This is a genomic window from Bradyrhizobium sp. GCM10028915 (genome assembly GCF_042666195.1).
GTDB lineage: Bacteria > Pseudomonadota > Alphaproteobacteria > Rhizobiales > Xanthobacteraceae > Bradyrhizobium > Bradyrhizobium canariense_D.
The window spans coordinates 624153-648768 of sequence record NZ_JBHTFN010000065.1 but is presented as its reverse complement, the minus strand read 5'-3'; the positions used below and the strand labels follow the sequence as shown (position 1 = coordinate 648768).

The 24616-nt window shown below is 65.0% G+C and carries 27 protein-coding genes, 1 tRNA gene and 1 riboswitch; of the genes, 18 read left to right on the top strand and 10 right to left on the bottom strand.

Translation table 11 applies throughout. The features are described from left to right. The first annotated feature begins 3 nt into the window (after positions 1-3). The 4 genes from pstA to phoB are packed head-to-tail and all read left to right on the top strand — an operon-like array spanning position 4 to position 3124. Positions 4-849, top strand: coding sequence for a phosphate ABC transporter permease PstA (gene pstA / locus ACFQX9_RS32750; protein WP_018456065.1), 846 nt, complete (start codon positions 4-6; stop codon positions 847-849). Then, on the top strand, positions 846-1667 hold the full coding sequence (gene pstB / locus ACFQX9_RS32745) for a phosphate ABC transporter ATP-binding protein PstB (protein ID WP_085349683.1): 822 nt from the start codon (positions 846-848) through the stop codon (positions 1665-1667). Before pstA ends, pstB begins: the two co-directional genes overlap by 4 nt. A 10-nt stretch (positions 1668-1677) precedes the next feature. Next, positions 1678-2394: a phosphate signaling complex protein PhoU gene (gene phoU / locus ACFQX9_RS32740; protein ID WP_018456067.1), complete on the top strand. Its 717-nt coding sequence runs from the start codon at positions 1678-1680 to the stop codon at positions 2392-2394. Positions 2395-2416: 22 nt separating this feature from the next. After that, positions 2417-3124 carry a phosphate regulon transcriptional regulator PhoB gene (gene phoB, locus ACFQX9_RS32735; RefSeq protein ID WP_007597871.1) on the top strand — a complete coding sequence of 236 codons (708 nt, stop codon included), beginning with the start codon at positions 2417-2419 and terminating at the stop codon, positions 3122-3124. Between the two features lie 238 nt (positions 3125-3362). Here the strand turns inward: phoB and ACFQX9_RS32730 are convergent, their stop codons facing one another. Further along, positions 3363-3875, bottom strand: a complete 513-nt coding sequence (locus ACFQX9_RS32730) for a GcrA family cell cycle regulator (RefSeq protein WP_007597869.1) — start codon at positions 3873-3875, stop codon at positions 3363-3365. A gap of 455 nt (positions 3876-4330) precedes the next feature. Between ACFQX9_RS32730 and ACFQX9_RS32725 the strand changes: the two genes are divergently transcribed. The 3 genes from ACFQX9_RS32725 (at position 4331) to ACFQX9_RS32715 (ending at position 7652) form a co-directional block, all read left to right on the top strand. Next, positions 4331-5533 carry an aspartate aminotransferase family protein gene (locus ACFQX9_RS32725; protein ID WP_026233078.1) on the top strand — a complete coding sequence of 401 codons (1203 nt, stop codon included), beginning with the start codon at positions 4331-4333 and terminating at the stop codon, positions 5531-5533. Continuing rightward, positions 5533-6468 carry an ornithine carbamoyltransferase gene (gene argF, locus ACFQX9_RS32720; protein ID WP_085349685.1) on the top strand — a complete coding sequence of 312 codons (936 nt, stop codon included), beginning with the start codon at positions 5533-5535 and terminating at the stop codon, positions 6466-6468. Before ACFQX9_RS32725 ends, argF begins: the two co-directional genes overlap by 1 nt. A gap of 164 nt (positions 6469-6632) precedes the next feature. Then, positions 6633-7652 carry an Hsp33 family molecular chaperone gene (locus tag ACFQX9_RS32715; protein WP_026233079.1) on the top strand — a complete coding sequence of 340 codons (1020 nt, stop codon included), beginning with the start codon at positions 6633-6635 and terminating at the stop codon, positions 7650-7652. Between the two features lie 61 nt (positions 7653-7713). Here the strand turns inward: ACFQX9_RS32715 and apaG are convergent, their stop codons facing one another. Beyond that, the gene (gene apaG / locus ACFQX9_RS32710; RefSeq protein WP_026233080.1) at positions 7714-8106 is read right to left on the bottom strand and encodes a Co2+/Mg2+ efflux protein ApaG; all 393 of its coding nucleotides are present in this window, start codon (positions 8104-8106) and stop codon (positions 7714-7716) included. Between the two features lie 204 nt (positions 8107-8310). On the opposite strand from apaG, the gene ACFQX9_RS32705 reads away from it, so the two are divergent. The 3 genes from ACFQX9_RS32705 to ACFQX9_RS32695 are packed head-to-tail and all read left to right on the top strand — an operon-like array spanning position 8311 to position 11360. Beyond that, positions 8311-9576 carry an OpgC domain-containing protein gene (locus tag ACFQX9_RS32705; protein WP_377791555.1) on the top strand — a complete coding sequence of 422 codons (1266 nt, stop codon included), beginning with the start codon at positions 8311-8313 and terminating at the stop codon, positions 9574-9576. Beyond that, positions 9576-10355, top strand: coding sequence for a lipolytic enzyme (locus ACFQX9_RS32700; protein ID WP_018456073.1), 780 nt, complete (start codon positions 9576-9578; stop codon positions 10353-10355). Before ACFQX9_RS32705 ends, ACFQX9_RS32700 begins: the two co-directional genes overlap by 1 nt. Before the next feature lie 12 nt (positions 10356-10367). Then, a complete protein-coding gene (locus ACFQX9_RS32695) occupies positions 10368-11360 on the top strand; it encodes an SGNH/GDSL hydrolase family protein (protein ID WP_026233081.1) in 993 nt (330 codons plus the stop codon). 54 nt (positions 11361-11414) lie between these two features. On the opposite strand, the gene ACFQX9_RS32690 is transcribed toward ACFQX9_RS32695, so the two are convergent. After that, on the bottom strand, positions 11415-12611 hold the full coding sequence (locus ACFQX9_RS32690; protein ID WP_007615678.1) for an O-succinylhomoserine sulfhydrylase: 1197 nt from the start codon (positions 12609-12611) through the stop codon (positions 11415-11417). Positions 12612-12681: 70 nt separating this feature from the next. Further along, positions 12682-12761: riboswitch (SAM riboswitch) on the bottom strand. Between the two features lie 80 nt (positions 12762-12841). On the opposite strand from ACFQX9_RS32690, the gene ACFQX9_RS32685 reads away from it, so the two are divergent. The 4 genes from ACFQX9_RS32685 to ACFQX9_RS32670 all read left to right on the top strand — a co-directional run bounded on the left by ACFQX9_RS32685 (position 12842) and on the right by ACFQX9_RS32670 (position 17345). Next, positions 12842-13978, top strand: coding sequence for a 2'-deoxycytidine 5'-triphosphate deaminase (locus ACFQX9_RS32685; RefSeq protein ID WP_371827082.1), 1137 nt, complete (start codon positions 12842-12844; stop codon positions 13976-13978). Between the two features lie 177 nt (positions 13979-14155). Continuing rightward, positions 14156-14584, top strand: coding sequence for a PAS domain S-box protein (locus tag ACFQX9_RS32680; protein WP_018456077.1), 429 nt, complete (start codon positions 14156-14158; stop codon positions 14582-14584). 104 nt (positions 14585-14688) lie between these two features. Then, the gene (locus ACFQX9_RS32675; protein WP_377791554.1) at positions 14689-15738 is read left to right on the top strand and encodes a hypothetical protein; all 1050 of its coding nucleotides are present in this window, start codon (positions 14689-14691) and stop codon (positions 15736-15738) included. Between the two features lie 161 nt (positions 15739-15899). Next, positions 15900-17345: an MATE family efflux transporter gene (locus ACFQX9_RS32670; RefSeq protein WP_085349691.1), complete on the top strand. Its 1446-nt coding sequence runs from the start codon at positions 15900-15902 to the stop codon at positions 17343-17345. On the opposite strand, the gene ACFQX9_RS32665 is transcribed toward ACFQX9_RS32670, so the two are convergent. From ACFQX9_RS32665 to ACFQX9_RS32645, 5 genes are all read right to left on the bottom strand, one after another. Next, the gene (locus ACFQX9_RS32665) at positions 17342-17848 is read right to left on the bottom strand and encodes a hypothetical protein (protein WP_026233082.1); all 507 of its coding nucleotides are present in this window, start codon (positions 17846-17848) and stop codon (positions 17342-17344) included. The two genes, ACFQX9_RS32670 and ACFQX9_RS32665, sit on opposite strands and share 4 nt — an antisense overlap. A 100-nt stretch (positions 17849-17948) precedes the next feature. Beyond that, positions 17949-18350, bottom strand: coding sequence for an SRPBCC family protein (locus tag ACFQX9_RS32660; protein ID WP_085349693.1), 402 nt, complete (start codon positions 18348-18350; stop codon positions 17949-17951). 182 nt (positions 18351-18532) lie between these two features. Continuing rightward, the gene (locus ACFQX9_RS32655; protein WP_368508869.1) at positions 18533-18892 is read right to left on the bottom strand and encodes a VOC family protein; all 360 of its coding nucleotides are present in this window, start codon (positions 18890-18892) and stop codon (positions 18533-18535) included. Positions 18893-18948: 56 nt separating this feature from the next. Further along, positions 18949-19788 carry a helix-turn-helix transcriptional regulator gene (locus ACFQX9_RS32650; protein WP_247475103.1) on the bottom strand — a complete coding sequence of 280 codons (840 nt, stop codon included), beginning with the start codon at positions 19786-19788 and terminating at the stop codon, positions 18949-18951. A 9-nt stretch (positions 19789-19797) separates the two neighbouring features. Then, positions 19798-20376, bottom strand: a complete 579-nt coding sequence (locus tag ACFQX9_RS32645) for a methylated-DNA--[protein]-cysteine S-methyltransferase (protein WP_018456084.1) — start codon at positions 20374-20376, stop codon at positions 19798-19800. A 172-nt stretch (positions 20377-20548) separates the two neighbouring features. Between ACFQX9_RS32645 and ACFQX9_RS32640 the strand changes: the two genes are divergently transcribed. Beyond that, positions 20549-20622 (top strand) — tRNA-Gly (locus ACFQX9_RS32640). A 4-nt stretch (positions 20623-20626) separates the two neighbouring features. Here the strand turns inward: ACFQX9_RS32640 and ACFQX9_RS32635 are convergent. Continuing rightward, complete coding sequence (locus ACFQX9_RS32635; protein ID WP_377791553.1) at positions 20627-21619, bottom strand: alpha/beta fold hydrolase; 993 nt, start codon at positions 21617-21619, stop codon at positions 20627-20629. 188 nt (positions 21620-21807) lie between these two features. On the opposite strand from ACFQX9_RS32635, the gene ACFQX9_RS32630 reads away from it, so the two are divergent. Together ACFQX9_RS32630 and ACFQX9_RS32625 are read left to right on the top strand one after the other, a co-directional pair. Further along, on the top strand, positions 21808-22389 hold the full coding sequence (locus ACFQX9_RS32630; RefSeq protein ID WP_085349696.1) for a helix-turn-helix domain-containing protein: 582 nt from the start codon (positions 21808-21810) through the stop codon (positions 22387-22389). A gap of 10 nt (positions 22390-22399) precedes the next feature. Then, the gene (locus tag ACFQX9_RS32625) at positions 22400-22867 is read left to right on the top strand and encodes a GNAT family N-acetyltransferase (protein WP_247474064.1); all 468 of its coding nucleotides are present in this window, start codon (positions 22400-22402) and stop codon (positions 22865-22867) included. Between the two features lies 1 nt (position 22868). On the opposite strand, the gene ACFQX9_RS32620 is transcribed toward ACFQX9_RS32625, so the two are convergent. Further along, a complete protein-coding gene (locus tag ACFQX9_RS32620) occupies positions 22869-23396 on the bottom strand; it encodes a DUF1003 domain-containing protein (RefSeq protein WP_018460104.1) in 528 nt (175 codons plus the stop codon). A 112-nt stretch (positions 23397-23508) separates the two neighbouring features. On the opposite strand from ACFQX9_RS32620, the gene ACFQX9_RS32615 reads away from it, so the two are divergent. After that, entirely contained in the window at positions 23509-24567 is a 1059-nt protein-coding gene (locus ACFQX9_RS32615; RefSeq protein ID WP_377791552.1) for a LacI family DNA-binding transcriptional regulator, read from the top strand. Positions 24568-24616: the final 49 nt, after the last annotated feature.

Below are 24616 nucleotides of genomic sequence, written 5' to 3'. Positions count from 1 at the left end.
GCCATGAATCCGATCTATTCACGCCGCCGCCGCAAGGACATCGTCGTCCGCGGGCTCTGCATCGCCGCAACCGCCTTCGGCGTCACCTGGCTCGCGCTGATCCTGATCACGCTGCTCTACAACGGGCTGGCGGGACTCAATGTCCAGCTGTTCACCGAAAACACGCCGCCACCGGGATCGAACGAGGGCGGTCTGCTCAACGCCATCGTCGGCTCGCTGATCATGACCGTGATCGGCGTCGGCATCGGCGCGCCGCTCGGCATGTTCGCCGGCACCTATCTCGCCGAATACGGCCGCAATGACCGGCTGACCTCGGTGATCCGCTTCATCAACGACATCCTGCTCTCGGCGCCGTCGATCATCATCGGCCTGTTCATCTACGGCGCCGTGGTGGTGCCGATGCGCGGCTTCTCGGCGATCGCAGGCTCGCTCGCCCTCGCGGTCATCGTGATCCCGGTGGTGCTGCGCACGACCGAGGACATGCTGCTGCTGGTGCCGAACGCGTTGCGCGAGGCGGCCTCGGCGCTCGGCCTGCCGCGTTCGCTGGTGATCAAGCGGATCGCTTATCGGGCTGCCCGATCGGGTCTCATCACCGGCGTGCTGCTCGCGACCGCTCGCGTCGCCGGTGAAACCGCGCCGCTGCTGTTCACCGCGCTATCGAACCAGTTCTTCAGCCTCGGCCTGAACAAGACGATGGCGAACCTGCCTGTGACCATCAACAACTTCGTGCAGAGCCCCTATGCCTATTGGAAGCAGTTGGCCTGGAGCGGGGCGCTGCTCATCACCCTGACCGTTCTTGCCCTTAATATTTTCGCGCGCATCCTTGGCGCCGAGAGGACCGCAAAATGAGTGATCTTTCCGTGTCGATGAGCGCGTCCGGTGGACTGCCGCACGCGGCGGTGCTGCCCGAGGCGCCCCCCAAGGTGACCGTGCGTAACCTGAACTTCTATTACGGCGAGCACCATGCGCTGAAGAACATCAACCTGACGCTCGGCGCCAACCGTGTTACGGCGTTCATCGGACCGTCGGGCTGCGGCAAGTCGACCCTGCTGCGCATCTTCAACCGGATGTACGACCTCTATCCCGGCCAGCGCGCCACCGGTCAGCTGATGCTCGATCAGACCAACATCCTCGACCCCAGGCTGGACCTCAATTTGCTGCGCGCCCGCGTCGGCATGGTGTTCCAGAAGCCGACGCCGTTCCCGATGACGATCTACGAGAACATCGCGTTCGGCATCCGTCTCTATGAGAAGATCTCGAAGTCCGAGATGGACGGCCGCGTCGAGAAGGCGCTGCGCGGCGGCGCGCTGTGGAACGAGGTCAAGGACAAGCTCAACGCCTCCGGCCTGTCGCTCTCCGGCGGCCAGCAGCAGCGCCTCTGCATCGCCCGCACCGTCGCGGTGAGGCCCGAGGTGATCCTGTTCGACGAACCCTGTTCGGCGCTCGACCCGATCTCGACCGCCAAGGTCGAGGAGCTGATCCAGGAGCTGTCCGAGGATTACACGATTGCGATCGTCACCCACAACATGCAGCAGGCGGCGCGCGTCTCCGACAAGACCGCCTTCATGTATCTCGGCGAGTTGATCGAGTTCGACGACACCAGCAAGATCTTCACGTCGCCGTCCGATCGGCGCACGCAGGATTACATCACCGGCCGGTTCGGCTAGGAGACGCGACATGGGTTCTGAACATACCGCAAAGGCCTTCGACACCGACCTCCAGGAACTCACTCGCCTGGTCGCCGAGATGGGCGGCATCGCCGAGCGCATGATCGTCGAGTCCGTCGACGCGCTGATCCGCCGCGACGTCCCGCTCGGCCAGCGCGTCGTCGCCATCGACACCGAGCTCGACGCGCTGCAGAAGCGCATCGAGGAGCGTGCGGTGCTCACCATCGCCCGCCGCCAGCCGATGGCGGTCGATCTGCGCGAGATCGTCGGCGCCATGCGCGTCGCGACCGATCTCGAGCGCATCGGCGACCTCGCCAAGAACATGGGCAAGCGGGTTGCGGCGCTGGAGACGGACTTCCATCCGCTCAAGCTGTTCCGCGGCCTCGAGCACATGACCGACCTCGTGCAGCAGCAGGTCAAGTCGGTGCTGGACGCCTATGCCGCGCATGATTTGCCGGCGGCGATGGCGGTGTGGAAGGGCGACGAGGAAGTCGACGCCATCTGCACCTCGCTGTTCCGCGAACTCCTCACCTACATGATGGAGGATCCGCGCAATATCTCGTTCTGCATCCATTTGATGTTCTGCGCCAAGAACATCGAGCGGATCGGCGACCACGCCACCAATATCGCCGAGACCGTGTTCTACATGATCGAGGGCCAGGCGATCACCGACAAGCGGCCGAAGGGCGACATGACGACCTTTGCCAACACGGTACCGAACACCTGAAGACTTAAGGAGCGACGACCCGATGGGCGCACGCATTATGGTGGTTGAGGACGAGGAAGCCCTGACCGAGCTTCTCCGCTACAACCTCGAAGGCGACGGCTATGACGTCGAGACGGTGATGCGCGGCGACGACGCCGACACCCGCCTCAAGGAGCACATCCCCGATCTGATCGTGCTCGACTGGATGCTGCCGGGCCTGTCAGGCATCGAATTGTGCCGGCGGCTTCGCACCCGTCCCGAGACCAAGCAGCTTCCGATCATCATGCTCACCGCGCGCGGCGAGGAGAGCGAGCGGGTGCGGGGTCTTGCGACCGGCGCCGACGATTACATCGTCAAGCCGTTCTCGGTGCCGGAGCTGCTGGCGCGCGTGAAAGGCCTGCTGCGGCGCGCGAGCCCGGAGCGCCTCGCCACCGTCCTTGCTTTTGGCGACATCGAGCTCGACCGTGACAAGCGCCGCGTGGCGCGCTCGGGCCGGCCGATCGATCTCGGTCCGACCGAATATCGCCTGCTGGAGTTCTTCCTGGAGCATCCGGGGCGCGTGTTCTCGCGCGAGCAGCTGCTCGACAGCGTCTGGGGTCGCGACATCTATATCGACGAGCGCACCGTCGACGTGCATATCGGTCGCCTGCGCAAGCTGCTCAATCTCGGCCGCGAGCAGGACCCGATCCGCACCGTCCGCGGCGCCGGCTACGCGCTGGATGATCGCTTCGCGAAGGCGGAGCAGGTGTAGGGTTGCAGGCTTGTTTGTTGGCGAGCTGTCCCTGCATTCTCAGCCGTCGTCCCGGACAAGCGAGCGAAGCGAGCGCTGATCCGGGACCCATAACCACCGAACGTGGTTTGGCGAAGACTCGGAGTGACCCCTTCCGCACGATTATTGCGTGCTCGGAGTATGGGTCCCGGCCCCCCGTGCGCAATTGCGCACTAGGCCGGGACGACACTGAAATTGTTGAACTGTCTTCGCGTGACGACTAACGGGGACCCGGCTTTACCGGTGCGCGGCGCCGATCCGACGCGGGCTGGTACGCAACGCGCGAGTGCTGGGCGCAATAGGGCAGTCCGGACAGCGCCCTTCCACCGCAGAAGAAGAAGTCCGGGCTCGAGGGATCGCCGACCGGCCAGTGGCAGGTCGCCTCGTTCAATTCCAGCAGCGACAGCCGCTGGCTCATCGGCACCACGTTGTCGTAGGTGACCGGATCCGGCTCAGCCTCGACCTCGAAGGCCTGCGCCAGCGCGGTGTTGCCGCGCGAGATCGGGCGGCTCACCCGCATCATGTGCTGCGCGGGGCGCGCCTTGCGCGGCCGCGGCGCTGCCGATGATGGGCTCTTGGCGCGGCCCGAAAGGCCGAGCCTGTGCACTTTGCCGATCACGGCATTGCGGGTCACATTGCCGAGCTCCGCCGCGATCTGGCTGGCCGAAAGTCCGGCCTCCCAGAGCTTTTTCAGCTGCTCGACGCGATCATCGGACCAGGTCAAAACCGTCATTGCACCCTTTCCCTCGCTGCGCGCCAGCCATCCTGGGGCCTCGCAGCGAATGCCTAAGCCTTCAAAAACCCGTGCCGCCAGAATCCCTTAAGGCTCGCCGGGCGCGTCTTGAACGCCCGAACGTTTACGCCGGTACATAAGGACTTAAAGATCAGAACCACTGCACGAGATGTCGTATCTGACAATCCAAACGCTACAATATGGCGTGACTCCCGCGCAAGAGTCCGCCGACTCGCTTCCACATGTTCCGTGGCCATATCCCGCAAAATCGGCACCGCAAGACTACGGATTCAGCGTTTCGCGAGGCTTTCCGGGCGGCATTGACACCCGTTTCACCAGGCCTAAGATAGTCGCACGTGCCGCCCTCAAGAGGCGGCACGTTTCGTTTTCCGGGCCGGTCGATGGTGCGTTGCGCAATGCACGCTCACTCCGTCCGCAACATTCAAGTGACCATCATGACTAACAGCGCAGCGCCGCATTTGCTCCCCGTTTTCGCCAGGTCCGACCTTGGTTTCGAGCGTGGCGAAGGCTGCTGGCTGATCGCGACCAATGGCGAGCGCTATCTCGATTTCACCTCCGGGGTGGCGGTGAATGCGCTCGGCCATGCCCATCCGGCGCTGGTCGCGGCGTTGCAGGAGCAGGCCACGAAGCTCTGGCACATGTCGAATCTGTTCCAGAGCCCGGACGGCGAAAAGCTCGCCGCCCGCCTGTGCAATGAAAGTTTCGCGGATTTCGTGTTCTTCTGCAATTCCGGCGCCGAAGCGCTGGAATGCGTGATCAAGGTCGTGCGCCGTTATCACGCCGCAAAGGGTCATCCCGACCGCTATCGCATGATCACCTTCGAAGGCGCCTTCCATGGCCGCACGCTGGCGACGCTGGCCGCAACGGGATCGGCAAAATATCTCGAAGGTTTCGGCCCTCCGATGGAGGGCTTCGACCAGGTTGCGCATGGCGATCTCGATGCCGTGAAAAAGGCAATCGGTCCGCAGACCGCCGGCATCCTGATCGAGCCGATCCAGGGCGAGGGCGGTGTGCGTTCGGCAACGCCCGCCTTCCTGAGGGCGTTGCGCCAGCTCTGCGACGAGAAGGGTCTGTTGCTCGCCTTCGACGAGGTGCAGACCGGCATGGGCCGCACCGGCGATCTGTTCGCGTACCGCCGCCTTGGCGTCGAACCCGACGTGATGTCGCTGGCCAAGGCGCTCGGCGGCGGCTTCCCGATCGGCGCCTGCCTTGCGACCGCGGAAGCGGCGTCCGGCATGACGCCGGGCTCGCACGGCTCGACCTTCGGGGGCAATCCGCTCGCGATCGCGGCTGCGAACGCCGTGCTCGACGTCATGCTCAAGCCCGGCTTCTTCGACCACGTGCAGAGGATGTCGCTGCTGCTCAAGCAGAAGCTCGCCTCCGTGATCGACCGTCACGGCGATGTCGTCAGCGAAGTGCGCGGCGAGGGCCTCCTGATCGGCATCAAGGCCGTGGTGCCCTCCGGCGATCTCGTTGCAGCCTTGCGCGACCAAAAGCTGCTCACCGTCGGTGCCGGCGACAATGTCGTGCGTTTCCTGCCGCCTTTGATCGTCACCGAAGCCGAGATCGAGGACAGCGTCGGGCGGCTCGAGCGCGCCTGCACTGCGTTGTCCGGCAACAAGCGGGCGGCAAGCTGATGAGCAAGTCGCCCGATAAAACACCGAAGCACTTCCTCGATATCAACGAGCTGCCGCTGTCGGAGCTCAAGCGCATGCTCGCTGCGTCCTCCGCGATGAAGGCGAAGCAGAAGGCGCATCAGCCGGTCAGGCCGCTCGAAGGCAAGACCCTGGCGATGATCTTCGAGCGCCCCTCGACGCGGACGCGGGTGTCTTTCGACGTCGCCATGCGCCAGCTCGGCGGCGAGCCCATCATGCTCACCGGCGCCGAAATGCAGCTCGGCCGCGGCGAGACCATCGCCGACACCGCGCGCGTGCTGTCGCGCTATGTCGACGCCATCATGATCCGCATTCTCAATCACGATGCGCTGCTGGAGCTTGCGGCAAACGCCACCGTGCCCGTCATCAACGGCCTGACGCGCCGCTCGCATCCCTGCCAGGTGATGGCGGACCTCATGACCTACGAGGAACATCGCGGCCCGATCGAGGGCAAGACCGTGGCCTGGACCGGCGACGACAACAACGTGCTCGCCTCCTGGGCGCACGCCGCCGAGCGCTTCAAGTTCCAGCTCAATGTCGCGACGCCTCCGGAGCTCGCGCCGAAAAAGGCGATGCGCGACTTCATCAAGGCGACCGGCGCGCCGATCATGCTCGGCACGGATGCCGAAGCCGCCGTGCGCGGCGCCGATTGTGTCGTGACCGACACCTGGGTGTCGATGGGCGACAAGGAAGGCGAGCACCGCCACAACGTGCTCAAGCCCTATCAGGTCAATGCGCAGCTGATGTCGCTTGCCAAGCCGGATGCGCTGTTCATGCACTGCCTGCCCGCCCATCGGGGCGAGGAGGTCACCGACGAGGTGATCGACGGTCCACAATCCGTCGTGTTCGACGAGGCCGAAAACCGCCTGCACGCGCAAAAGGGCATTCTGGCCTGGTGCTTCGACGCGGTGAAGTAATCCGGGCCGGTATCCGCCGTGCCGGCGAAGTAGGTCTTCATCGTCGTCCTGGCTTTCGCCAGGACGACGATGAATTTGCCCTGGTTGCGTACGATCCGTTCTGCATTCCGGACCTCAGCCCGCACCCCCTTCCAATTCCGCCTTCCGACCCCAGATAAAGCGCCATGGTTTCCCAATCCCCTGATATGAAAACCGGGCCTGAAGGCCCGGTTCGCGCGCCATCCGCGGTTCCGATCGATGACGCCGTGCTGCCCTACGAGGTCGACGCGCTCGATGTGCGCGGTCGGCTGGTGCGGCTTGGTCCGGCGCTCGACGAAATCCTGACCAAGCACGATTATCCCGCGCCGGTCGGCAAGCTGCTCGGCGAGGCCATCGTGCTGACCACGCTGCTTGGCTCCTCGCTGAAGTTCGAGGGCCGCTTCATTCTCCAGGCCCAGACCGACGGTCCGGTGTCGTTCCTGGTCGTGGACTATCAGGCGCCGGATCGCCTGCGCGCCTATGCGCGCTACGACGCCGCGCGCCTCGGCGAGGCCAAAGATACTGGCACGCATTCCGGCGCGCTGCTGGGCCACGGTCATCTCGCCATGACCATCGACCAAGGCCCCGACATGAGCCGCTACCAGGGCCTGGTCGCGCTCGACGGCGGCAGCCTCGAAGACGCCGCTCACGAATATTTCCTGCGCTCCGAGCAGATCCCGACACGCGTGCGTCTCGCTGTCGGCGAGGAATGGCGTTCGAACGACGGCGGCAAGCATCGCTGGCGTGCTGGCGGCATGCTGATGCAGTTCCTGCCGAAGGCGCCCGAGCGTGCGCGGCAGGCCGATCTGCATCCCGGCGATGCGCCCGAAGGCGTCGAAGTGCACGCCGTCGCTGAAGACGATGCCTGGGTCGAGGCACGCTCGCTGATCGAGACCGTCGAAGACGTTGAGCTGATCGATCCGGAGCTGTCCGGGGAGCGGCTGCTCTACCGCCTGTTCCACGAGCGCGGCGTGCGCGTGTTCAATCCGCTGCCCTTGAAGGCGCAATGCTCCTGCTCGCGCGATGCGGTGGCATCGATGCTAAAGAGCTTTTCGTCTGACGACCGTGCCGCGATGGTCAAGGACGACAAGGTCGTCGTGACCTGCGAGTTCTGCAGCTCGGTGTACGAGTTCACGCCGGATGAAGCAGGCGTGGAAGACGCGTAAGGCGTTAGCCTGCAGGTGCGATAGGGTCGGCCAAAGCGGAGCGCGCCCACCATCTCCTGCCCTAATTCAACACCCGCTTGTTGTCCGGGCTGTCCAGCGAGAACGTGGGCACGTCGATCTCGAAGCGTTCGCCGGTCGCGCTGACCATCTGGTAGCGGCCGGTCATGAAGCCCGAGGCGGTCGTGAGCGGCACGCCCGAGGTGTATTCGAAGCGTTCGCCAGGCGCGAGCGTCGGCTGCTCGCCGACGACGCCCTCGCCCTTCACCTCCTGCTGCCGGCCGGTGGCATCGGTGATGATCCAGTGCCGCGTCTTGAGCTGCACGGTCTCGTCGCCGGAATTGGTGATGACGACGGTGTAGGCCCAGAAATAACGGGAGCGGTCGGCCGACGACTGCTCCGGAACAAAGTTCGGCTCGACGGTCACTTCGATCTGGCGGGTCACGGCGCGGTACATGATTGCCATCATACCGAAAACCGCTCCGGAACCAAACGCCGGAGACGCCTTGGCGACATCGTCCCGCCAGAATTCGCAGGGAAGTACACGTCCAAATGGGCTTGCAAATGTACTTGCTTGTGATCCGGTCGCTTTGCGAGATGACGGCCGGACCGGTACACTCCTTGCCACGTCGCGATTTGCGGAAGGGTTTTTAGGCCCCCGATGACCATTGCCGACCAAGTGACGGGATCGACGATCGCGGGAACCGCTAAACCTGTGGAGGTCAAATCCGCGGGAGCGAAGCGGCGCGCGGCCGCGCCGGCCATTTCGCTGCCCGCCATCGGCGAGCGCGAGCTCCGGCTCGACCTATTCCGCGGCCTTGCGCTGTGGCTGATCTTCATCGACCATTTGCCGCCGAGCCTTCTGACCTGGTTCACGATCCGCAATTACGGCTTCAGCGACGCCACCGAGATCTTCATCTTCATCTCCGGCTATACCGCCGCCTTCGTCTACGGTCGGGCGATGCTGGAGTCCGGCATCGTCGTCGCCACCGCGCGCATCCTGCGGCGCGTCTGGCAGATCTATGTCGCCCACGTCTTCCTGTTCACGATCTTCCTTGCCGAAATCTCCTACGTCGCGACCAGGTTCGAGAACCCGCTCTACACCGAAGAGATGGGCATCATGGATTTCCTCAAGCAGCCCGACGTCACGATCGTGCAGGCGCTGCTGCTGCGCTTCCGTCCGGTCAACATGGACGTGCTGCCGCTCTACATCGTGCTGATGCTGGCGCTGCCCTTGATCCTGTGGCTGATGAAGTGGCGCCCCGACGTGACGCTCGGCCTCTCGGTCGCGCTCTACGCGGTGACCTGGGAATACGACCTCTATCTGTCGGCCTATCCGAACGGCTTCTGGGCCTTCAATCCCTTCGCCTGGCAATTGCTGTTCGTGTTCGGGGCATGGTGCGCGCTCGGGGGTGCGCGACGCATGTCGCACATTCTGGCTTCGCGGGTGACGATGTGGATCGCGATCGCCTATCTGGTTGGGGCATTCTACGTGACGCTGACCTGGTATCTGCCGCAGCTCTCCCACTTCATGCCGAAGCGGCTCGAGCAGTGGATGTATCCGATCGACAAGGCCGACCTTGACGTGCTGCGCTTCACGCATTTCCTGGCGCTGGCCGCGCTCACCGTGCGCGTCCTGCCCCGGGACTGGCCGGGCCTGAAATCGCCCTGGCTGCGGCCGCTGATCCTGTGCGGCTCGCATTCCCTGGAGATATTCTGTCTCGGCGTCTTCCTCGCCTTTGCCGGCCATTTCATCCTGGCCGAAGTCTCGGGCGGCCCGGTCATGCATGCGCTAATAAGTCTCTCCGGAATCCTGATCATGTGGGCCATGGCCTGGCTGATTTCGTGGTACAAGCGGGTGGCTGACAAGAGCGGTTCGAAAACCAAAAGCGCCGTCGGCAGCGCCGATATGGCGGGAGGGGGCTGATGAAGGCGAAGGTTTTCCTGAGCCTGATCCTGCTGTGCGGTGGTCTCGCCGCGCCTCCGGCGCGCGCGGACGATGCTGCGCCGGCTGCTTCAGCCGCGCCCGCAGCCTGTGAAGTGCCGTCCTATCTGCTCACCAGCGAAAGCCAGCTTCCCAAGGTCGCCGATGCCGTGAAGGCCGGCAAGCCGCTCGAAATCCTGGTCATCGGCAGTCGCTCGACCACGATTCCGGCTTCCGAGGACGCCTCTTATCCGGCGCGGATGCAGGCCATCCTGAAGGACAAGCTGCCGCCGTCCGAGACTGTGCACGTCTCCGTAGAAATACAGAGCAAGAAAACGGCCGAGGAGGCGGCTGCCAGCTTCGTTAAGCTGATGGAAGCAAAAACGCCTACTTTGGTCATCTGGCAGACCGGGACTGTCGATGCTATCCGAGCCATCGATCCCGATGATTTTCGTGGCGCGGTGACCGAAGGGGTTGTTGCGTTGCAAAAGGCAGGGGCTGACGTCGTCTTGATGAATTTGCAGTACAGTCCGCGTACCGAAACCATGATCTCGGTGCCGCCATACCTCGACAATATGCGGGTGGTGGCGCAGGAGCACGATATTCCGCTGTTCGATCGGTTCGCGATCATGCGGCAGTGGAATGATCAGGGTCAGTTCGACCTATTCAGCCCGTCGCGCGGGCCCGAGTTGGCGAAGCAGGTCCATGATTGCCTTGGCCGGGCGTTGGCACAGTTCCTGATCGACGCTGCCCATCTGGAGCCGGCCCAGCAGCAAAATTGAGGTCTAGCGTTAATGAGTTCTCTCCGCCCTTTTTGCCTGACGGCATGGCTGGCTGTGCCCGCAGCAGCGGTGCTGCTGTTGCTGAGTCCGGCCTCGCAGTCCCACGCGCAGACGCAGGCCGCGCAGGCAACACCGGCCCCGCAGCAGTCGGCTGATCCGGCTCCCGCTTCACCGTCCCAGACCACCGTCGCAGCGACGTCCCCCGACCAGCGCGGCATCACGGCGCGCGCCATCGACAAGGTGAAGCAGGTCGCGAAATCCGCCGGCGACATCTTTAGCCGCGTGCCCTGCCTGTCGCCGAAGGGCGGCTCGAAGGCGATGGGCTCGCTGCCGCATGTCGCGGGCAAGCTCGTCGCCGGCCAGCCCGTCGTCATCGTCGCGTTCGGCTCGTCGTCGACCGCGGGATTCGGCGCGAGCTCGCCGGAGTTCAACTATCCCAATCGCCTTGCCGCGCAGCTGCACCGGCACTATCCGACCGCCGACATCACCGTCGTCAATGCCGGCGTCGGCGGCGAGGATGCGCCCGAGATGATGAAGCGTCTCCAGAAAGAGGTGATCGACGTGCATCCGGATCTGGTGATCTGGCAGGTCGGCACCAATGCCGTGCTGCGCAATCTCGATCCTGGCGAGACCGCCAAACTGGTCGAGGACGGCATCGCTCGCATCCAGGCCACCGGCGGCACCGACATCGTGCTGGTCGATCCGCAATATTCGCCCGCCGTCAACCAGCGCGCCGAGAGCGCCGGCAAGATGGTGAAGCTGCTCGGCAAGGTCGCCGAGCTCCGTCACGTCGGCATCTTCCCGCGCTTCGAGGTGATGCGCGACTGGCACGAGAAGCAATCGCTTCCGGTCGAGAGTTTCGTGATCGCCGACGGACTGCACATGAACGATTGGGGCTATGCCTGCTTCGCCCAGCTCCTCGGCGACGACATCATTCGCTCCGTCGGCCAGATCAAGCTCGGCGTGAACGTGCCCGCGGACGTGCGGACGTACCGGCCAATGTGACTTGTCGTCCCGGCCCCCATGCGCAATTGCGCACTAGGCCGGGACGACAATAACTCACGCCTTCTCCAGCGCCGCGGTCAGATCCTCGATCAGATCGTCCGCGTGCTCGAGGCCTGCCGAGAAGCGGATGAATCCTTCGCTGATGCCGAGCGCGGCGCGGTCCTCCGGCTTCAAACGCTGATGCGTCGTGGTCGCGGGATGGGTGACGAGGCTCTTGGCGTCGCCGAGATTGTTCGAGATCTTGGCGAGCTTGAGCTCGTTGAGCACGCGGAACGCCGCCTGCTTGCCGCCCTTGACCTCGAGGCCGACCAGCGTCGAGCCGCCGCGCATCTGCTTCTTCACCAATGCAGCCTGCGGATGATCGGCGCGGCCGGGAAACACCAGCCGCGAAATCTTCGGATGGCTCGCCAGCACGTCCGCGATGCGCGCCGCCGTCTCGGTCTGCGCGCGCACGCGCACGGCGAGCGTCTCCAGCCCCTTGAGCAGGACCCAGGCGTTGAACGGCGAGATCGACGGGCCGGTCTGGCGCATGAAATTGTGGATGTGCTCGGCGATGAACGCTTCCGAGGACAGGATGATGCCGCCGAGACAGCGGCCCTGGCCGTCGATGTGCTTGGTCGCGGAATAGACCACGACGTCGGCGCCGAGCGCGAGCGGGCTCTGCCAGATCGGGGTGGCGAACACGTTGTCGACGACGAGCCGCGCGCCGCCACTATGCGCGATCTCGGCAATGCCGGGAATGTCGAGCACGTCGAGCGTCGGATTGGTCGGGCTCTCCAGGAAGAACGTCTTGGTGTTCGGCTTCATGGCGCGCTGCCACTGGTCGAGATCGAGGCCGTCGACCAGCGTGGTCTCGATGCCGTAGCGCGGCAGTAAATCCTGCACGACGTAGAGACACGAGCCGAACAGCGCGCGCGAGGCCACGACGTGATCGCCGGCCTTGAGCGGCGCCAGGATCGCGGTCGTCACCGCGGCCATGCCGGTCGCGGCCGAACGTGCCGCTTCGGCGCCTTCGAGCTCGATCATGCGGCGCTCGAACATCGAGATGGTTGGATTGGAGTAGCGTGAATAGATGAAGCCGGGGTCCTCGCCCTTGAACCGCGCCTCGCACTCCTCAGCGCTGTTGTAGACGTAGCCCTGGGTCAGGAACAGCGACTCCGACGTCTCGCCATATTGCGAGCGTAAGGTGCCGGAATGAACCAGGCGAGTTTCGGGACGGTAGTGGGCGGTTGGCGCCGGGGACTTCGACATAGGACCTCCTGAAGTGACCATCGAGAATGGTCACAAAAAAACCGGCCTGGAATATCTCCACGGGCCGGGATCACAGAGGTCCCCGGCCTGTTTAGCGACTTATTTAACGTGGCTGCAAGCCGGCCGGCTCAAATCACCACGGGATAAGTCATGCTCATATTCCGCAATGCCCTTTCCGTCAAGACGTCCATCGGATAGCCGTAAAACGCTCATATTTCCCGCATGTCGGGATGTGTTTGATCCCTGATGAGGACCCCGGGTTGACGTTCACGGTCGCCGCCGACGCCAATGGTATCCTGCCCGACCGCATGATCGCGGCGATGGCGGAGGGCGGTCTCATCCTGCCCGCTTACGACTTCGTCGAAAGCCAGATCCAGCCGGCGAGCCTCGATTTGCGTCTTGGCGATATCGCCTATCGCGTTCGCGCCAGCTTCCTGCCCGGTCCCGGCGCCACGGTCGCCGAGCGCATCGACGAGTTGAAGCTGCACGAGTTCAGCCTCGCCGACGGCGCGGTGCTGGAGACCAACTGCGTCTACATCGTGCCGCTGCTTGAAAGCCTCGCGCTGCCGCCGGAAATCGTCGCGGCCGCCAACCCGAAGAGCTCGACCGGCCGGCTCGACGTCTTCACCCGCGTGATCGCCGACGGCACCCGCCGCTTCGACATGATCGGTGCCGGCTATCACGGTCCGCTCTATGCCGAGATCAGCCCGAAGACGTTCCCGGTGCTGGTCAGCGAGGGCTCGCGCCTGAGCCAGGTGCGCTTCCGCACCGGGGATGCCATCCTCAACATCGACGACCTCGAGGCGCTGCACGCGACCGAGCGTCTCGTCGATATCGACGATGCCGACCTCACCGGCGGCGTCGCCGTCTCTGTTGATCTCTCCGGCGAGAAGAGCGGCGGCTTCGTCGGCTACCGCGCCAAGCGCCACACCGGCGTCATCGACGTCGATCGCCGCGCCGGCTATTCCGTCGAGGACTTCTGGGAGCCGATCTCGGCCCGTCCCGACGGCAGCCTGATCCTCGATCCCGGCGAGTTCTATATCCTCGCGTCGAAAGAGGCGGTGCAGGTGCCGCCCGATTACGCCGCGGAGATGGTGCCATTCGATCCGCTGGTCGGTGAGTTCCGCGTGCACTACGCCGGATTCTTCGATCCCGGCTTCGGCTATGCCGGCGCCGGCGGGTTGGGGTCGCGCGCCGTGCTCGAAGTGCGCTCGCGCGAGGTGCCGTTCATCCTCGAGCACGGCCAGATCGTCGGCCGCCTCGTCTACGAGAAGATGCTGGCCCGCCCCGACGCCATGTACGGCCAGCGCATCGGCTCGAACTACCAGGCGCAGGGCCTGAAGCTGAGCAAGCATTTCCGGGTGTAGGGATAGCCTCACCTTCCGCTGTCATGCCTCGGCTTGACCGGGGCATCCAGTACGCCGTAGCCTATTGGTTCGATCACATCCGCCTCTGGAATACTGGATCGCCCGATCAAGTCGGGCGATGACACCGAATCTGTGTCAAGATGAGAAGCGAATCCGGGCTACGTCCGAGGTGGCGAAATGACAGATCAATCCGAACTCGACGCAAGAATCCTCGACGACGTCGCCGACGCGCTGATCTATTCGGATCGCTCCGGCACCATCATGCGCTGGAACCGCGCATCGTCCGCACTGTTCGGCTTCTCGGCGGACGAAGCGCTGGGCCAGAATCTCGACCTGATCATTCCCGAACATCTGCGCGCCGCGCATTGGAAAGGCTTCGAGGCCGCGCTTGCCAGCGGCGCGATGAAGCTTGCGGGCAAGCCGACACTGACCCGCGCGCTGCACAAGGACGGACGCAAGCTCTACATCGAGATGACCTTTGCGCTGGTGCGGGACGCCGCTGGAGTGGTGCAAGGATCGGTGGCGATGGCACGCGACGTCACCGAGCGCGTCGAGCGCGAGCGTGCCGCCAAAGCCTCGCAAACTAAGCCTGCGCAAAATTCGTGATGCGGAATTGGCGCGCCGGCGTGCAGGGCTCCCTGCGTGCGGCTCAACTTGTCCGTCACCGGATGCAGTGACACACTCGATCAGAACAACGATCGGGAGCGAACATGACCGCACCAGACCCCGCGCAGGAAGCTCAATGGAAACGCTGGCGCGCGGTTGCCGATCTCTATCACGCCTACTTCACCGGTCTGATCCTCACCGTGGTCACGCGTCGCGGCACGGCAGATGCTGCGGAGTTCGTCTTTCGCGTGTTCCGCCGCCAGCAGCAGGAGCGCTTCCTGCCGGGGCTGGAGAAGCTCGGGCTGAGCCATCTGCCGCCCGCCGTGGCAGCCGCGCAATATCACTATCTCTCGAACTGGATCGGCGGCGTGCACGTCGAATACATGTATGAGAGCGACCGCAAAGCCTGGATCCGCTATCCGCCGCCGCGCTGGATCTGGAAAGGCACTGCCATCTGCGGCGTGCCGGGCGAAGTCTCGCGCGCGATGCTGCGCGGCTGGCACGCCAACAACGGCGTGGCGCTCGGCGATACCAGATTGGGGTTCGTCTGCACCAAGCAGAGCGTCGACGGCCAGGACGGGCTCGAAGGCTACTATTATCAATATGACCAGCCCCTCGAGATCGACCAGCGCCTCGTGTTCGCGCGGCACCTCGAAGCCCCGCTGTTCGATGCAGCCGCGGCTCCGGTGTTGCCGGTCGCAAGCTGGCCAAGGCCGAGACTGGAAAAAGCCTATCGCAACTATGCGATGGAATATGTGCGCACCGCCGCGCCCGTGATGGTGCAGCTGTTCGGTCCGGAGGATGCGGGCTATCTCCTGCACCTCACGGGCAAGCTGATCGGGATGCAATATTTCGATGAGGTCGCTGCGGCGCTGTCGATGGGCCGCGGCGGTGCGAGCGAATTCGCGACGTTCCTCAACGCGCTGTTTGTCGCGCAGGACGATGCGGCTGAGACGACGCAATCCGAGGGCACGTTCGAAATCCGTCAGCAGAGCTGGAGGTTGATGGAAGACGTCGCCGATAACCACTCCGCTTGCGCCAAGGTGCTGGCGGGCTTGTTCGAGGGGCTTGCGGCCGGGTGCGGCCGGCACATCGGCGTGCACCTGTCCCCGACACCGAGCGGTCGTCCGCCATTGCTCTGGACGATTGGGTAGACGACGGCGTCACCGCGCTGCCGCAGGGCACGCCTGCACCTAGCGCAGGAGGAATCGCTGCGCGTCGTGTTAACAAGCCTCTTGTTGCGCCCTGCGCGAACCAATTCATTGGCACACCCAAGCATTGCTGCGCCGGAAATGGCGCTTTGCCCGGAGAGGACATGTCAGACATCGCCGAAATCCCGGTCGATGAACAAGAGCGTCCGCTGCCGCCGCCTCCGCGCCCCGTGAGGAGCGCGCTGATGGACGGGCCGATCCTGCGCACGCTGCTCGGACTGGCCTGGCCCAACGTGGTCGCGCTCTCAGCCGGCACTTGCACGGTAATTGCGGAGACCTCCTATATCGGACGGCTCGGCGTGGAAGCGCTGGCCGCGATGGCGCTGGTGTTTCCGACAGTGATCCTGACCATGACCATGTCAGGCGGTGCGATGGGCGGCGCGGTGGCCTCCGCCATCGCGCGCGCGCTCGGCGCGGGCGATCGCGAGCGTGCCGGGACGCTCGCCGCGCACGCGCTGCTGATCGGCATCAGCTTCGGCCTCGTCTTCATGCTGGGCATGCTGATCTTCGGGCCCAAGGTGCTTGAGATGCTCGGCGGCCGCGGCGACGTGCTGACGCATGCGATCGCCTACACCCAGGTGTTTTTCGGCGGCGCCGTGCTGCCCTGGCTGCTCAACACCATGGCCGGCGTCCTGCGCGGCACCGGCAACATGAAGCTGCCGTCGCTGTTGATCCTCAATTCCGCGGCCTGGCAGATCGTGCTCGGTGGCACGCTTGGCCTCGGCCTCGGTCCGGTGCCGCAATTCGGCATGCGCGGCGTCGCCGCCGGCGCGCTGATTGCCTATTGCATGAATATCGGCGTGATGGGCTGGTACCTGTTCTCCGGCCGCGCCCGCGTGACGCCGAAGCTGCGCGGACTTCGCATCCAATGGGCGATGTTTTTCGACATCCTCAAAGTGGGCGCCATCGCCTGCTTCTCGCCGCTGCAATCGGTGCTGACGATCTCGATCTTCACTCACATGCTTGCGAAATTCGGCACCGCGATCCTGGCCGGCTACGGCATCGGTGCGCGGCTGGAATTCCTGCTGACCTCGATCGCGTTCTCGTTCGGCATCGCCTCGGTGCCGATGATCGGCATGGCGGTCGGCGCCGGCCGCATCGCCCGCGCCCGGCGCATCGCCTGGATCGCAGCGGCGAGCGCCTTCGTCGCCGTCGGTGCACCGGCGTGCCTGGTCGCGGCCTTCCCCGATCTCTGGGTCAACATCTTCACGGACAGCGCGACCGTGCGCGCCACCAGCCACCAATATTTGTCGACAGTGGCGCCGTTCTACGCCTTCATCGGCCTCGCCTCGACGATGTATTTCTCGTCGCAGGGCGCTGCGAAGGTGATCGGCCCGGTGCTGGCGCAGACCGCGCGGCTGATCTACATCTCGGCTGTCGGCTGGTGGCTGTCGACGCATGATGCCACCGCGCAAAGCTTCTTCTGGCTGGCGGCGAGCTCGATGGTCGTGCTCGGCCTGCTCTCGTGCTCCAGCGTGGTGCTGACACGCTGGGGACCGCGCCAAACCAAACCTGCGATCAGGCCGGCTCTGTCGGCCGCCGCGGACTAGCGGTGCCTGTGGCGGCGATGGCCGCCACCACCGCCGACATTGGCGAGCCGCATCAGTTGCGGAATCATCGCCATCATGTCGCCGCCACCGGCGCCGCCGAGCATGCCCATGATATCGCCGCCGCCGATGCCGCCCATTCCGGCCGGCATGGTGCCGCCTCCACCCATCGGCGCGTAGCCGCCGTAATTGGGCGCGCCGAAACCGCCGCCGAGGTTGCCGGCGCCGAGGCCGCCAATGCCACCGCCGCCCATCATGCCAAGACCACCACCGCCATTCTCCATCATGCGGCTCATCATCGGGCCCATGGTCTGCATCATCATGCCGAAGCGGCGCTTGCCCATCTTGGCCTTCATCATCTCGAGCATCGGCGCCATCTGGGTCATTATGTCCTCGCCGCCGGCACCGCCGCCGCCGAAGAACTGCGCCTTTGCCGGCGCGCTCGAAATCGAAAACATCAGCAGCACGGCGGCCGCCTGGCAGATCACCTTGTCCGCACCTCTCATGGCCTGCTCCTCGCGCGCGTGGCGCCGCCGGGAGAGCGGAGCCAACCGGACGCACGGCGCCATCGTTATTGCGGACGAGGGCTGGGCTCTGTGAGAAAGATCACGCAGCTGCGGCCGGAAACGCGCGGTGTATGGCGGCGACGGCGTCCTTGGTCTGTCCCTGCACATAGGGCGCGAGCTCGTTCGGCAGCATGTCGATGATCCAGACCAGGCGGCATCTCGCCTCGCCCTCGGCGATCACCTGCACCGAGGCGCTGTAATGCTTCAGCCGCTCGTTGTTGATCGCGTAGACCAGCCGCCGCCCGGCATCGTCGCAATCGACCAGCACCTCGCGCGCCACCGATCCGTTGGCGAAGGTGACGATGCGCGTGTCGCCGTCGAGCGTGCAGGCCGTGACGAAGCCCGGCGCCAACCGCCGATGCAGCGCGCCGAAATCGCGCACCGCGTCCCAGACGTCGCGCGCTGGGGCGTTGAGGGGAATGTCGTTGTGGATGGAGGCCATGGTTGAGTCCTTTGATGTAGAGAAGCGAGCGATAGCGCCGTCATCTCAGCTGTCATCGCCCGACTCGATCGGGCGATCCAGTATTCCAGAGGCCGCTGTGATTGAATCGAGGAGCTGCGGCGTACTGGATACCCCGGTCAAGCCGGGGCATGACAGTGTGTGTGTGGTGAGGGCTGCCGCGTTCACACACAGACCGCCTCAACATTGTTGCCATCGGGATCGATCAAAAACGACGCGTAGTAAGTCGGGCTGTAATCCTTGCGCGGGCCGGCGCCGCCATTGTCGCGGCCACCGCTCTTCAAGCCCTCGCTGTGGAATGCCTTGACCGCGTCATGATCCCCCGCGCGAAACGCGATGTGCACGCCATCGGCTTTGCGCCCCTTGTTCAAGTGCAGCCACAGCGCCGGCTCGCCCCTCGGCCCGAAGCCGGCATAACCATCGCCACTCGAGCACAGGACATAACCGAGCGGCGCCAGCACCGCGGTGTAGAAGCGCGTGGCGGCGTCGAGGTCGGCAACGCGCAATCCGATATGATCGTACATGGTCGTCTCCATTGCCAAAGCGCGCCGCAATCGGCGCGCGCCGGAGACGAACCTAGTCAGTTGAGGGCAAGCTGCTCTTGGAGAATCTTGCGCTCTCCCTTCGAGGCCTGGCGGAACTTGGTCGGCGAGACGCCGGCGGCGCGGTGAAAGGTGCGGACGAAGTTGGAGAGATCGCCGAAGCCGACGTCATAGGCGATGTCGGTGACTGCGATGTCGTCGTCAGTCAGCAGCCGCGCCGCATGCCGCAGCCGCGAGCGCACCAAATATTGATGCGGAGTGACGCCGAGCACGGCGGAGAACAGCCGCAGGAAGTGGAAGGGGCTGAGGCCTGCTTGCCGCGCCGCCTGTTCGAGGTCGACCTCGGCATGCGAGTTGGCGTCGATCCAGAGCGCGGCTTCCACGGCGCGGCGGCGATCACGCGCCGTCGGTGTCGTCGGCTTGCGCGCCTTGCCCGACACGACATCGACGAAACGACCGGCGAGGATCTGCCCGACCTCGTCGAGACCGAGGTCGCTGTTGCCATCTGCCGCCGTCTGGGCGAGCTCGCCCAGCACCATCAGCTCGGGCAGCGGTGGCGTCGCGCCAACCTGCCAGACGTCGCGCCGGCCGCCGAGCGCGTCGACCAGATCCTCGCTGAGGAAAAAGGACAGGCAGACGTCGCCGGCGACGTGCTCATGTGTGCAGGTGTATTCCTCGCCTGGCGCGCCGACCAGCATCGAGCCCGCCACCAGCTCGAAGAAGCCGGCGCGGCAATGACAGCCAAAGCTGCCGGCGCGGACATAGGCGATGGAATGGCCGGTGCGGCACTCCGCAAACGGGCTGTCGTCCGGTCCCGCGTCGCAGCGAAACTCGGAGACGGTCATCGAGGGGGTGGTCAGCAGCGTTGTTGCATCCATCCCGCCTATCTAGGTGGAGGGTCTCGGTGGGGCAACGGGCAGCAGGACGTCGAACAGCGTCTTGCTGGCGATCGGATGGGTGCCCTCCAGCGACAGCAGCCGCCGCTTGGAGATTACGCCGCCATAGGGCGAGAGCCGGTCGGTGTAATTGCCGGCCTCCAGCACCCGGTGACAGGGTACGATCAGCATGTAGGGATTTTTCGCGATCGCCTGGGCCACCGAATGCGCCGCGCCGGAGGCGCCCAGCGCCTTGGCGATCTCGTGATAGGTGCGCGTCTCCCCGCGCGGGATGGCGCAGGCCGCCTCGTAGACCCGCCGGTTGAAGCCGGGCACCCCGCTCGCGTCCAGGCTGACCTCGGAAAAATCGGCATCGCTGCCCTGCAGCAAGCTCACGATGCCCTCGATCGCGAACTCGGCGTTCGCGGAAGGCCGCTGCTCGCGTGCCTCGGGATGGATCTGGAAAATCCGGCGGCGGGTGTCGATCTCCCGCGCCTCCGGCAACTGCACGGCGACGACCCCGGTGCTGCTCCAGATGATGCCGCAGCGCCCTATGGTCGTGTCGAATATCGCGTAGCCATGCCCCACCATACACACGCCCCCACGCAACGTACGCTCTCCCCAGACCGCGACCATAACACCGCCACAATCCGCCGCACCCAAAATCTTACCGGAAACTTAAGAAGGGGCGGGCGGGCTGCGCCAAAGCGCTTGGCGAGATGCGCCGTCTCGGCTAATCAGAGCGGGCGCAAGCTGCGCATCCGCGGGCGTAGTTCAATGGTAGAACGGCAGCTTCCCAAGCTGCATACGAGGGTTCGATTCCCTTCGCCCGCTCCATCCTTTAGTTCGGCAGGCTCCGCAGAAATTCCACGATCGCCGCGTTCACCTCCGCCGGCCGTTCCTGCTGCGTCCAGTGTCCGCACCCCGGTAGCATCTTGATCTCGCGTAATTGCGGCACCCATTGCTTCATGTTGGCAACGTGCTCGGCGGCGCCAGGGAAGGCCATGACCATGTCGTAGTCGCCGGCGATGAAGAGCGAGGGCACGACCACCTTGACGGCCTCGAAGGCGCCCATCAGCTCCCAGTTGCGATCGATGTTGCGATAGTAGTTGAGCGGTCCGCGAAACCCACTATGGGCAAATTCGGCGCCGTAATAGTCGAGGTCCGCGCTGCTCAGCCACGACGGCAGCGGCACCTGCACCTTCGGCAGCATGCCGTCCTTGCGAGAGACCATGCCGACACCGGCGGTCCGCCCTTGACGCTCGGCATTGGCGCGGATCACCGCCGCGCCTTCGCCGGAACCGCCATAGAGCATCGCGCCGAGCGTTGCGCGCGTATCCCTTTCGAATTCTGCTTCGGCGACACCCGGCTCCTGGAAATACAGTTGATAGAACTGCGCATCCGCCGTCTGTGGCATTACGCTCGTCGGCCGCACCGGACTGCGTGGTCGATAGGGCACGCTAAGAATGGCGGCGGCGCGGAAGCGGTCGGGCCGTAGGCGCGCCGTGTGCCAGGCGATCGTCGCGCCCCAGTCGTGCCCGACGATGACGGCGTCCTTCGCCTCGAAAGCGTCGAGCACGCCGACGAGGTCGCCGACCATGTGGAGGATCGTGTACTGGTCGATGGCTTCGGGTCGGTCGCTCTTGCCGTAGCCGCGCATGTCAGGGGCGACCGCGTGGAAACCGGCTGCCCCCAGCGCCTCGAGTTGGTGACGCCAGGAGTACCAACCTTCCGGAAAGCCGTGGCAGAGCAGCACCATCGGCCCCTTGCCCTGCTCGGCGACGTTGAGGCTGATGCCGTTGGCCTTGATCGTCCGCTGCGTCGGTTCGCCCATGTCGCCGCCTCCCGGTCATCGTCGTTGGGTCTATCCTAGTCGGCCCTATAGGCTCCGCAAAGTTTCTAATATATTGGCCCCTCGCTTCCGGCACGCACGCATCGCCCAGCTTAAGCTTCTCGCGGCCATGATGGGTGCGGTCCTCGTGTCGGCAATGTTCGGATCAGAGACCAGGACATGCAAAGAAAATGGACCAGCAGAAACTCGATCGCGCGATCGGTCGTCGCTTGAAGACGCTTCGGACGCAGGCCGGCATGACGCTGAATGAGCTTGCCGCGCGCTCCGGCGTCAGCCGGGCCATGATCGGGCGGGTGGAGCGGGCGCAGAGCAGTGCGACGGCTGCGCTGCTGGGAAAACTCTGCGCCGCGCTCGACGTGTCGCTCAGCGACGTCGTCGCGCTGGCCGAAAAGCCGCCGGAGCGGCTGGTGCGGCTCGCCGACCAGCCGCACTGGCGCGATCCCGACAGCGGCTATCGCCGCCGTCACGCGTCGCCCACGGACGCGGCGAGCGGCATCGAGATCATCGTCGTCGATTTGCCGGCCGGTGCGCGGGTGCCATACAGCCCTTGGGGCCGCAATGCCTTCACCCAGCAGCTGCTGATGCTGGAGGGCGCGATCGCCGTGCACATCGACGCCAAGGCGGTTCGCCTGCGCGAAGGCGACTGTCTCGACTTCGACGTGATGCGCGCGGTGATCTTCGAGAACGAGACCAGACAGGACGCGCGCTACGTCATCATCACGCGCCGCGGCGCGTCCTACGGCAAGATGTGAGACCGTGACGATGCAGATCCGCACCGGCGACACCTTTGATCCGCGCGTCATCGCGCTGCTCGATCATCACGTCACGGCGGCGCGGGCGCAGACCGCGCCGGGCAGCGCCCATGCGCTCGATCTCTCCGGACTGCGCGCGCCCGACATCGCGTTCTGGACCGGCTGGGACGGCGAGACGCTGGTCGCCGTCGGTGCGCTGAAGACGCTGTCAGCCGAGCACGGCGAGGTGAAGTCGATGCACACGCTCCAGACCACGCGGCGGCGCGGCTTTGGCGGTGAGATGCTCCGCCACATCATCACAGAAGCCCGCGCGCGCGGCATGGCGCGGCTCAGCCTCGAGACCGGCTCGTGGGACTATTTCAAGCCGGCGCTCGCGCTCTACCGGGCGCATGGCTTTGTCCTCTGCGGCCCGTTCGAGGGCTATGTCGAGGATCCCAACAGCCTGTTCCTGACCCTCGACCTGTCGGCCAGCCGATAGCTCAGGAGCGCGTCTCCTCGATCCTGTCGAGCACGCGCTCGGGGGCGATGTCGCGGCTTGCCTCCTCCAGATCCCGTTTCGAGTCGGGCTGGACATCGAGCCGCTCGGCGATCTGCGTAAGGAGGCGGGCAACCTTGGTCAATTCGTGCTCGGCGAGAAGGCTGATCTGGAGATCGAGATCGGCGCGCTTGTCCGCTGCTGCACTCATGCGGTTCTGCGAGATCAGCACGAATGTCGATAGGAAGATCGCCTCGACCGAAGCAATCATCGCCAGCACCACGAAGCTCTCGTCCCAGGCCGGGATTCCCGGCAGCCAATGCAGATTGGCGATGATCCAGAAGCCGAACACGGCGACATGGAGATAGACGAACGCCATGCTGCCGGTGAACGCCGTGATCGCATCGGCAAGCTTTTCCTGACCCTTGGCAGCGCGCTGCTCCCGGCGGCGGCGCTCGACCAGCGCCTGGATGTTGCGCTCGAGCGTCGGGCTCAATCCCTCGCCCGGATCATGGGTGATATCGTTATGCACAGGGCGGCAACGGCGGACGGGAAAGGCTGTTCCTGGGCTGAGCTGCGGGAAAATGGCTGCCGTCTCTCAAAATGAGTTGCGTACCTCAAAACACCTCTGCTAGCCTTCAGCCATGGCCGAGACGCTCACCACGACCGCGCTGACGCTGAAGGACATCGCCCGCCAGGCCGGCGTCAGCCTCGCGACGGTGGACCGCGTCCTGCACAATCGGCCGGGCGTGCGGCCGGATACGGTCCGGCGCGTCAAGGAGGCGATCGAGCGCAATTCATTCCAGCCGCACGTGGCCGCCGCCGAGCTCGCCCGCGGCCGCGCCCGCCGTTTCGCCTTCGTGATGCCGTCGGGGCCGAACCCGTTCATGCAGCAGATCCAGGACTATCTCGGCGAGATGTCGGGCTGGTTGTCGTCCCGCCGCCTCGGCGTCGAGACCGTCGCGACCGACGTGTTCGATCCGTCCATGCTCGCGGCATCCCTGGAAGGGCTCTCGGACGATTACGACGGTGTCGCCGTGGTGGCGCTGGATCATCCCAGGGTCCGCGCCGCGATCGACGATCTCGTCGATGCCGGCGCCAAGGTCGTGACGCTGGTCTCGGACGTGCCGTCGTCGCGCCGGCACCATTATGTCGGCATCGACAACATTGCTGCGGGGCGGACTGCCGGCGCGCTGGTCGGGCGGCTGGTCGGACAAAAGTCCGGCAAGGTCGCGATCGTCGCGGGCTCGCAGGGCCTGCGCGATCATGCCGAGCGCATTTTTGGCTTCAACCAGGTGATGGCGTCGGAATTCCCCGGCCTCAGCGTGCTGCCGGTGCTCGAAGGGCGCGACGAGGACGCGCGTTCGGAGCAGGTGTTGACGCGGCTGTTGAGCCGGCATGCCGACATCGTGGGTCTTTATAATGCCGGCGCCGGTACGCAAGGCGTCGCCAACGCGTTGAATGAAAAGGCGTTGAGCGATGCCAGTCGCGACAAGCAGGTGGTGTTCGTCGGACACGACCTCACCGCGTTGACGCGTCGGCTGCTGCTGCAGGGCGTGATGCATGCCGCTATCTCGCAGAACCCCGGACACGAAGCGCGCGCCGCGGTGCGCGTGCTGCTCGCGCTCGCCCGTGGCGAGCCGATCTTGCGCGAACAGGAGAAGATCAGGATCGACATCGTGATGCGGGACAATCTGCCTTAGCGGCAGGTGGAATTCAAAACGACCCGTTGCGGATAAGGCGACTTTGAGT